8 protein-coding genes are annotated in these 6968 nt (G+C 69.2%); 4 read left to right on the top strand and 4 right to left on the bottom strand.

Features of this window, described 5'->3' with window-relative positions:
• Window positions 1-101 precede the first annotated feature (101 nt).
• The 4 genes from LRA98_RS01660 to LRA98_RS01645 all read left to right on the top strand — a co-directional run bounded on the left by LRA98_RS01660 (window position 102) and on the right by LRA98_RS01645 (window position 2771).
• Entirely contained in the window at window positions 102-839 is a 738-nt protein-coding gene (locus tag LRA98_RS01660; protein ID WP_238632928.1) for a hypothetical protein, read from the top strand.
• Complete coding sequence (locus LRA98_RS01655; protein WP_238632927.1) at window positions 836-1510, top strand: TIGR04282 family arsenosugar biosynthesis glycosyltransferase; 675 nt, start codon at window positions 836-838, stop codon at window positions 1508-1510. Before LRA98_RS01660 ends, LRA98_RS01655 begins: the two co-directional genes overlap by 4 nt.
• 131 nt (window positions 1511-1641) lie before the next feature.
• The gene (locus LRA98_RS01650) at window positions 1642-1806 is read left to right on the top strand and encodes a hypothetical protein (protein WP_238632926.1); all 165 of its coding nucleotides are present in this window, start codon (window positions 1642-1644) and stop codon (window positions 1804-1806) included.
• 128 nt (window positions 1807-1934) lie between these two features.
• Window positions 1935-2771: a hypothetical protein gene (locus LRA98_RS01645; RefSeq protein ID WP_238632925.1), complete on the top strand. Its 837-nt coding sequence runs from the start codon at window positions 1935-1937 to the stop codon at window positions 2769-2771.
• A 42-nt stretch (window positions 2772-2813) separates the two neighbouring features.
• Here LRA98_RS01645 and LRA98_RS01640 read toward each other — a convergent pair whose 3' ends face one another.
• The 4 genes from LRA98_RS01640 to LRA98_RS01625 all read right to left on the bottom strand — a co-directional run bounded on the left by LRA98_RS01640 (window position 2814) and on the right by LRA98_RS01625 (window position 6882).
• The gene (locus LRA98_RS01640) at window positions 2814-4265 is read right to left on the bottom strand and encodes a GntP family permease (protein WP_238632924.1); all 1452 of its coding nucleotides are present in this window, start codon (window positions 4263-4265) and stop codon (window positions 2814-2816) included.
• Window positions 4265-5341 carry a patatin-like phospholipase family protein gene (locus LRA98_RS01635; RefSeq protein ID WP_238632923.1) on the bottom strand — a complete coding sequence of 359 codons (1077 nt, stop codon included), beginning with the start codon at window positions 5339-5341 and terminating at the stop codon, window positions 4265-4267. Before LRA98_RS01635 ends, LRA98_RS01640 begins: the two co-directional genes overlap by 1 nt.
• 71 nt (window positions 5342-5412) lie before the next feature.
• A complete protein-coding gene (locus tag LRA98_RS01630; RefSeq protein ID WP_238632922.1) occupies window positions 5413-5610 on the bottom strand; it encodes a hypothetical protein in 198 nt (65 codons plus the stop codon).
• A 36-nt stretch (window positions 5611-5646) separates the two neighbouring features.
• On the bottom strand, window positions 5647-6882 hold the full coding sequence (locus LRA98_RS01625; RefSeq protein WP_238632921.1) for a DUF418 domain-containing protein: 1236 nt from the start codon (window positions 6880-6882) through the stop codon (window positions 5647-5649).
• Window positions 6883-6968: the final 86 nt, after the last annotated feature.

The raw sequence follows: 6968 nt of genomic DNA, 5'->3' as shown, positions 1-6968 counted from the left end.
CGCACCATGGCAGATCGCCTTTGGGCGAGGGGCTGAACGGTCCAGCTTGCAGCGCTGCGGGCGGTCGTACGGCCGAGCCGGATCGATGCTAGGCTCGCGGTATGGATCGAGAGACGGCTGCGGGGGATGACCAGGAAAGGGGCGGCCGGCCCGAAGCGGGTCTTGGCGGGCCGGGGGGGACCGACTGCTCCATCGTCGTTCCGGTCGGCCCCGGGGATGAGCCGCGTATCGCGGAGCTCGCGTGGCTGACGGAAGCCGCGCTCGAGGCCGAGGTGATCCTGTCGGTGACGGACCTTGGGCGGGTCCCGCCCGGGGCTCCGGGCCGGGTGGTCGAGTCCGGCGCCGGCCGGGCGGTGCAGAGCAATCGCGGCGCCCGGGCGGCGCGCGGCGCCTGGCTCTGGTTCATGCACGTGGACAGCCATCCCGCGGCTGGGGCCCTGGAGCGGGTGCGCGCCTTGATCGGCGGGGGCGATGCGCTGGGCTACGGCTGGCTCCGGTTCCGGGAGGATGGGCCCTGGCCGGTCCATCTCAATGCCGTGGGCGCCAACCTCCGCTCCCGGGTCCTCGGGCTCCCCTACGGGGATCAGGGGCTCCTGCTGCCGCATGAGCGCTTCAGGGCCCTGGGTGGGTTCCGCGAGGACACCGAGCGCGGTGAGGATCTCGACCTGGTCATCCGGGCCCGCCGGGCCGGGCTGCCGTGCCGGCCCATCGGCTGTGTCGTCCACACCAGCGCGCGCCGCTACCGCCAGCGCGGCTGGCTCCGCACCACGGCCGGCCATGCCGCCTCGGCCGCGCGGATCGCCTGGCGCTCCTGGCGCGAGCGACCCTACACCCGATGACGGCGATCGCCCTCTTCGTCAAGACGCCCGGCTGCTCGGCGGTCAAGACGCGCCTGGCCGCCGGCCTGGGCCGCCTGGAGGCCGAGCGGCTCTATCTTCGTTGTGCCGGGGCGGCTGCCGAGGCGGCCCAGAGCGCGGCCTTGGGCCCGGTCTACTGGGCCCTCGCCGAGCCTGTGGCCGTCGCCGGAGGCTTCTGGACCGGCCTGCCCCTCCTGGCGCAGGGCGAGGGGGAGCTCGGTGAGCGCATGGGCCGGGTCCACGACACCCTGGTCCGCAAGCACGGCCGCGGTATCCTGCTCGGGGCCGATGCGCCGCAGGTCTCGCCGGAGGATCTCGCCCGCGCTGCATCGTGGCTCGAGGCGGAGGACGCCCGTATCGTGATCGGCCCGGCCCGCGACGGCGGGTTCTGGCTGTTCGGGAGCAACCGGACACTACCCGGGCAGCGATGGCGGGCGGTACCCTACAGCCACCCCCGCACGCTGGCCGTGTTCCGGGAGGTCATGGCAGAGCAGGGGAGCTGGCTGACCCTGCGCCCCCTGACCGATCTCGACGAGGCCGCGGATCTTGTCAGCGTCGCACGCGAGTTAGTTGGACTGGACAGCCCGACCCCCGCGCAGAGCGCTCTCGCCGAGGTGCTTGCGGCCGCGGCGGCATCAGGCCTGGAGCGCTAGGCCGGCCGCCACGCTCGCTGCCACGCACCACAGGAAGACCCATAATCCGGAGACCCGGCCGGGTTTGAAATGCCGATTCAGTTGTGCTCATCTAGGCCCTGTGACGTGCAGCCAGCAAAGGGAGGTCATCGATGTTCGGATGCATGGTGAACGCGCAGCGAAATCACGTCCGTGAGGTCAATCGGCGCACCGACGAGGTTCGTGAGGACGAGGGCGCCGTGGAGGAACAGCGTGTCGCGGAGCAGTCCGAGGTCCAGCGGGATGAAGTGGCCGGCGAGCCGCGTTCCGCGGGGTAGGCGATCCGCGTGAAGCCCACGGCCGGGCGGCAGCGCGCCGCCCGGCCGTGGGGGTGACAGCTTGTCTGTCCCTAACCCGCCATTGCCCGTCCACGCACCCTGACGCGGGCCATTCTGTGGAGGTCCGGGTGTCTCGCAAATCGCCGCAGCTCTTCCACGACGGGCTCATCGAGCGGGCAATCCCGCCCGAACTCCATGATATGAACCGCTTTCTGGCCGGCGTGCGCGACCGCTCGCTGCTGGATACCTTCCGCCGTCTGGCCTCAGACCGCGAGCCGGAGCACCAGGCCCTGGAGCGCCAGGCTCGCTGGGCATTGATTGCGGTCCCCCTGTTGTTGCTGGGCGTGACCCTGGCTGCCTGGCTGGCGCCACCCGGTGTGCCCCTGCTCGCCTGGGGCGTGTTGGCCCTGGGCGTGCTGGCCGGTGGTCTGATCTTTGCCGCGTGGACCCTGGGCCGGGGGCAGGAGCTGCGTCGGCTGGAGGCAGAGCGTGACGAGCTGGCCGATCGGGCGCAGGATCTGCTCGGGGTGCGTGAGGCGTGTCTCCACAGCCGGCCGTGTCGCATCTACCGCGAACGGGTGGTCGAGCAGGGGCGTCCCCTGCGTCGGCGCGAGGCGGCGCTGTTGGTCGATTACGCCGATCGGCAGAGTGGCGGGGCGCTGACTGCGAGCGCACGCGCCCAGGCCGAGCGGGTGGATGAGCATACGGCCGAGCGCCCCAGTGACCCGCTGGAGGCTTACGGCCGTTTTCGGGAGGCCCTGGAGCAGTGGCAGGAGCGCTACGGGACCCTGTCCGAAGACACCAGCCAACTGGTCGAGCAGCTGCGACAGCAGCTCGAGGTGGACAGCCACCGCGATACCCTCTGGTACCAGCGGCTGCAGGAGCGCAAGGCGGAAAGGGCCGACGGCGAGCATCGGCTTGGTTCTGGCGGCGGCGATCAGGGACCACGGGTGGCGCGGCGCTGATCGCCTCTTGGCCCGGCGTTGCCGGGGTGCCGTACAGGGCGTCTAAAAGGTGCCAAAAATCGAACCCACCGTGATGAGGAAGACCAGCGCGATCAGGGGAACCAGCATCGCCACTACGGCGATGTCTAGGTAGGCCTGGCGGTGGGTCAGTCCGCAGATGGAGAGCAGCGTGATCACCGCGCCGTTGTGGGGCAGGGCGTCGAGCCCTCCGGTGGCCACTGCGGTGACGCGGTGCATCAGCTCCGGTGAGATCCCCGCCGCCTGGCCCATGGCCAGATAGCTGTCACCGAGTGTGGCCAAAGCGATGCTCATGCCGCCGGAGGCGGAGCCGGTCATGCCAGCGAGGACGTTGACGGCGACGGCCAGTGAGATCAGCGGGTTGTCGCCGCCGATGGCGGTCACCCAGCCGCTGATCGTCTCGAAGGCGGCCAGTGAGGCGATGACCGTGCCGAAGCCCACCAGGCTGGCGGTGTTGAAGATGGGCAGTAGGGACGCATTGGCGCCGCTGTCCACCGTGGCGGTCAGTGCCGGCAGACGGCGCAGGTTGGTGAAGATCAGCACCAGGATGGCGATCACCAGAGCGGCGGTGATCGACCAGACGCCGCGCAGGGCGTCGATGGTGGTCGCACCGAAGCGGGGCTCGGCCAGGTAGCTGGTCTCCATGGCCGGGATGACCAGGGTGGTGAACACCAGGTTGAGGCCGATGACCAGCACGATGGGCAGGATGGCGAGCGCCAGCGGTGGCTGACGGGCCGGGGAGGCCGAGGGCGGGACCTCGTTCAGGTCGAAGCCCTCGCCGGCCGCCCGCTCGCGCAGGGTGCGGTCGAGTTGTGGGGCGGCGTCTTCGTGCTGCCCGTACCCCTCGCCGGCGAGGCGGGCCTGGCGCACGCGGTGGCTCAGCCACAGCTGCCCGAGGACCAGCATGACGATCCCCGTGAGGATGCCCAGACCCGGGGCAGCGAAGGGTGAAGTGCCGAAGTACGGCATGGGGATAGCGTTCTGGATGGCCGGTGTGCCCGGCAGGGCGGTCATGGTGAAGGTGAAGGCGCCCAAGGCGATGGTGCCGGGGATCAGCCGCTTGGGAATCTGCGCCTGGCGAAACAGCGAGGCGGCGATGGGGTAGACGGCGAAGGCCACCACGAAAAGGGAGACGCCGCCGTAGGTCATGATCGCGCAGGAGAGCACCACCGCAAGGACCGCCCGGGTCTCGCCCAGCCCGCGGATGATGGCGCGCGCCAGTACCTCGGCGCTGCCGGTATCCTCCATGAGCTTGCCGAAGATCGCCCCGAGCAGGAACAGCGGGAAGTACTTCATGATGAAGTCGGCCGCGGCCCCCATGAAGACCTGGGTGTAGCTGGCCAGCAGCGGGGTCTCCACCGAGGCGAGGGTGACCAGGGCCGCCAGGGCGGGGGCCAGGATCAGCAGCGTGATACCGCGGTAGGCGAGATAGATCAGCAGCACCAGCGCGATCAGGATCGCCGTGATTTCGATCATCAGCGCGTGCCCTCGGTGCGGGGTTCCTCCTCGGGGTGCACCGGTCGAAAGGCGTCGGCAAAGAGCTCGTCCAGGTCGAAGGTCGAGCGCACGCCCAGATCATCGAAGTGTCGGTCCAGCCAGGCATCCGCCCAGCCGTAGCCCTGATCACGCAGGCGCGTGAGGAAGGGCCACTCGGCGTTGAGCTTGCTCGAGGCGCTGAGCGCCTCGACTTCCCGCTCAGCGTGGATCAGGTGCAGGCGCATGGCGCGGTAGCGCTCGAGCTGGAGATCCTCGGCCTCGATCAGCTGATGGAGCAGATGAATCGAGCGCAGCTCCTTGATCAGCGCCGAGTTGAAGGTGATCTCATTGATCCGGTTGAGGATCTCCCGGGCGGTGGTGGGCAGCTGCTGGCGGGCCATGGGGTTGATCTGGACGACGATCAGGTCCTGGCAGCTGGGGTCGTCCACCAGCGGATAGAGGGCCGGGTTACCGCTGTAGCCGCCATCCCAATAGGCCTCGCCATCGATGGTGACGGCGTCGAACATAAACGGCAGGCACGCCGAGGCCATCACCGCATCGACCGAAAGCTGAGGCTGGCGGAAGACGTGTGCACGCCCGGTGCGCACGTTGGTGGCGGTGACGTAGACCTTGACCTTGCGGCAGGCGTTCACCTGATCGAAGTCCACCCGCTCGGCGAGGAGATCGCGAAGTGGATTGATCCCGAAGGGGTTGAGCTGTGCGGGGTGAAGGAGCTGGGTGAGGCTTTCGAAGAATAGATAGGTCGGGGAGTGATCCAGGCTGTAGTTGCCGGTGAGGCGGTCCCAGGGAGTGCGCTGAATGGGCGAGAAACGGGCTGCCTCGCTGACCGCGTGCCAGAACCCGTGCAGACCCTCCCGTGCCTGCCGCCGGCCGCCGCGCTGCAGGCCGTCGGCGACGACCGCGGCGTTCATGGCCCCGGCGCTGGTCCCGCTGATGCTGTCGATCTCTAGGCGCTCATCCTCGAGGATGCGTTCCAGAACGCCCCAGGTCAGCGCACCGTGGGCACCGCCGCCTTGAAGCGCCAGGTCGATGCGTTTCGGGGTCTGCGTGGCCATGGGACCCTCCCTGATCAAGTCCCCGGCCTTCAGTATGGACGCAGTGGCGCGCGCTTTCCGCCCGGTTCGGGCTATTCTCTGCCGCTCTCCGGCGTCTGGGCCCAGGGCGGCCGGGGCCATTGCTCCCACTGTCGGGTCAGTTGGCGGGCCACCTCCTGGGAGACCGCTTCCAGGAACTGCTGCTGGAAGGCCAGGGCGGACTCCGCTGAGCCGGCCATCAGCTCCTGGGCCTCCTGCGGGGTTAGATCCACTTCGATGGTTACCTTCATGGGCCACCTCCGGGTTGCGGCGGGATGCGGGTCGGCTCAGCCAGCGCCGGGGCGTCGGGGTTGGCGCACGGGCGGTGGTGGCGGTACGGGTCCAGGCAGCTGTGTGGCTCGCCGAAGTACCCACTCTGCCGGGCCCATGCGGAAGAGGCGCAGCCAGAGCGGGGCCGCGGTGAGGAGGATGGCCCAGACGCAAAGCACCACCAGCATTTGGGCCGGGCGGTCGAGTTCTCCATAGAGCCCCAGCCCGTGGCCGTAGAAGACCAGCGTACACAGCACCGACTGTAGCAGGTAGCTGCTCAGCGCCGTCCGTCCGACGGCCGCTACCGGCCAGTGCAGGCGGCCGAACCAGCCGCGCTGGAAGGCGAGCAGGATCAGGGCGGCCCATCCGGCCGCGACCAGAGGCACGGCCAGTTGATTGAGCTGGGTGCTGATGAAAAAGCCGCTGAGCAGCTCCCAGTCGCGCCACTCCCGGTAGAGGATGCCGAGTACGCTCAGCGGCACCCCGATCCCCAGGCCTAGGCCTGCCACCCGGGCGTAGGCACGCTGGCTCCAGGCGCCGGTGAGGAAGCCATTCTTGTACGCCGCCATGCCGACCAGCATGCAGCCGAGGGTGAGCCAGCCCAGCCGTGCCGGGGTGCCGACCAGGTAGCGGGTGAGGGCTTCGGGCAGGCGTTGCTCCATCTGCGCCAGCCAGCCGGACTGATAGGCCTCGATGGCAGCGGTGATCTCCTCGTGGACCGGCGGCGAGGCGGAGGCAAGCTGGATGAATCCGGCGGTGGGTAGCAGGGTCAGCCCCCAGCCGGCGGCCATGGTCAGCAGGATAGGCAGCGTGTAGAGAGCCGCCCCCCAGATCATGAGCGCGCGTGGGCTGCGGTCGATGAACAGGAAGGCAAGCAGCCCCATGGCCGCGTAGATCAAGAGGATATCCCCCATCCACAGAAGGATCCCATGGGCCAGCCCGATTGCCCCCAGGGCGAGCATGCGCCGGCGGTGGACGATCCACGGGTTGATGCCGGCGGCGCGGTGGCGCTCGGCGAGCAAAACGGTGCCGGCGCCGAACAGGGCGGCGAACAGGGCGATGAACTTGCCTTCAAAGAAGACGTGGCCGACAGCCCAGACGGCGTAATCCCAACCCTCGAAGCCGCCAAGCAGGGTCGGACTCAGCAGCCCGGCCACCGGCATGGCGAAGAGCTGGATATTGATGACCAGGATCCCGAGCACCGCCGCCCCGCGGATGGTGTCGAGACTCTCCAGGCGTTGGCCGGTGCCCATAGGCCGTCTCTTGTGCCCGCTGGTGAATGGGGCAGACAGGATAAACTATTCATTTGAGTTTGGAATCGCAGTGCTGGCATCGTGCC

The sequence above is a fragment of the Halorhodospira sp. M38 genome (assembly GCF_022227985.1).
Classification (GTDB): domain Bacteria; phylum Pseudomonadota; class Gammaproteobacteria; order Nitrococcales; family Halorhodospiraceae; genus Halorhodospira; species Halorhodospira halophila_A.
Note: the sequence above shows the minus strand (reverse complement) of the source record. Positions and strands in the feature narration are given on the sequence as shown.

Bases quoted from the DNA above. Each gene is read 5' to 3' on its own strand.
- LRA98_RS01660 (WP_238632928.1), top strand. From the start codon at position 102: ATGGATCGAGAGACGGCTGCGGGGGATGACCAGGAAAGGGGCGGCCGG.
- LRA98_RS01655 (WP_238632927.1), top strand. From the start codon at position 836: ATGACGGCGATCGCCCTCTTCGTCAAGACGCCCGGCTGCTCGGCGGTC.
- LRA98_RS01650 (WP_238632926.1), top strand. From the start codon at position 1,642: ATGTTCGGATGCATGGTGAACGCGCAGCGAAATCACGTCCGTGAGGTC.
- LRA98_RS01640 (WP_238632924.1), bottom strand. From the start codon at position 4,265: ATGATCGAAATCACGGCGATCCTGATCGCGCTGGTGCTGCTGATCTAT.
- LRA98_RS01635 (WP_238632923.1), bottom strand. From the start codon at position 5,341: ATGGCCACGCAGACCCCGAAACGCATCGACCTGGCGCTTCAAGGCGGC.
- LRA98_RS01630 (WP_238632922.1), bottom strand. From the start codon at position 5,610: ATGAAGGTAACCATCGAAGTGGATCTAACCCCGCAGGAGGCCCAGGAG.
- LRA98_RS01625 (WP_238632921.1), bottom strand. From the start codon at position 6,882: ATGGGCACCGGCCAACGCCTGGAGAGTCTCGACACCATCCGCGGGGCG.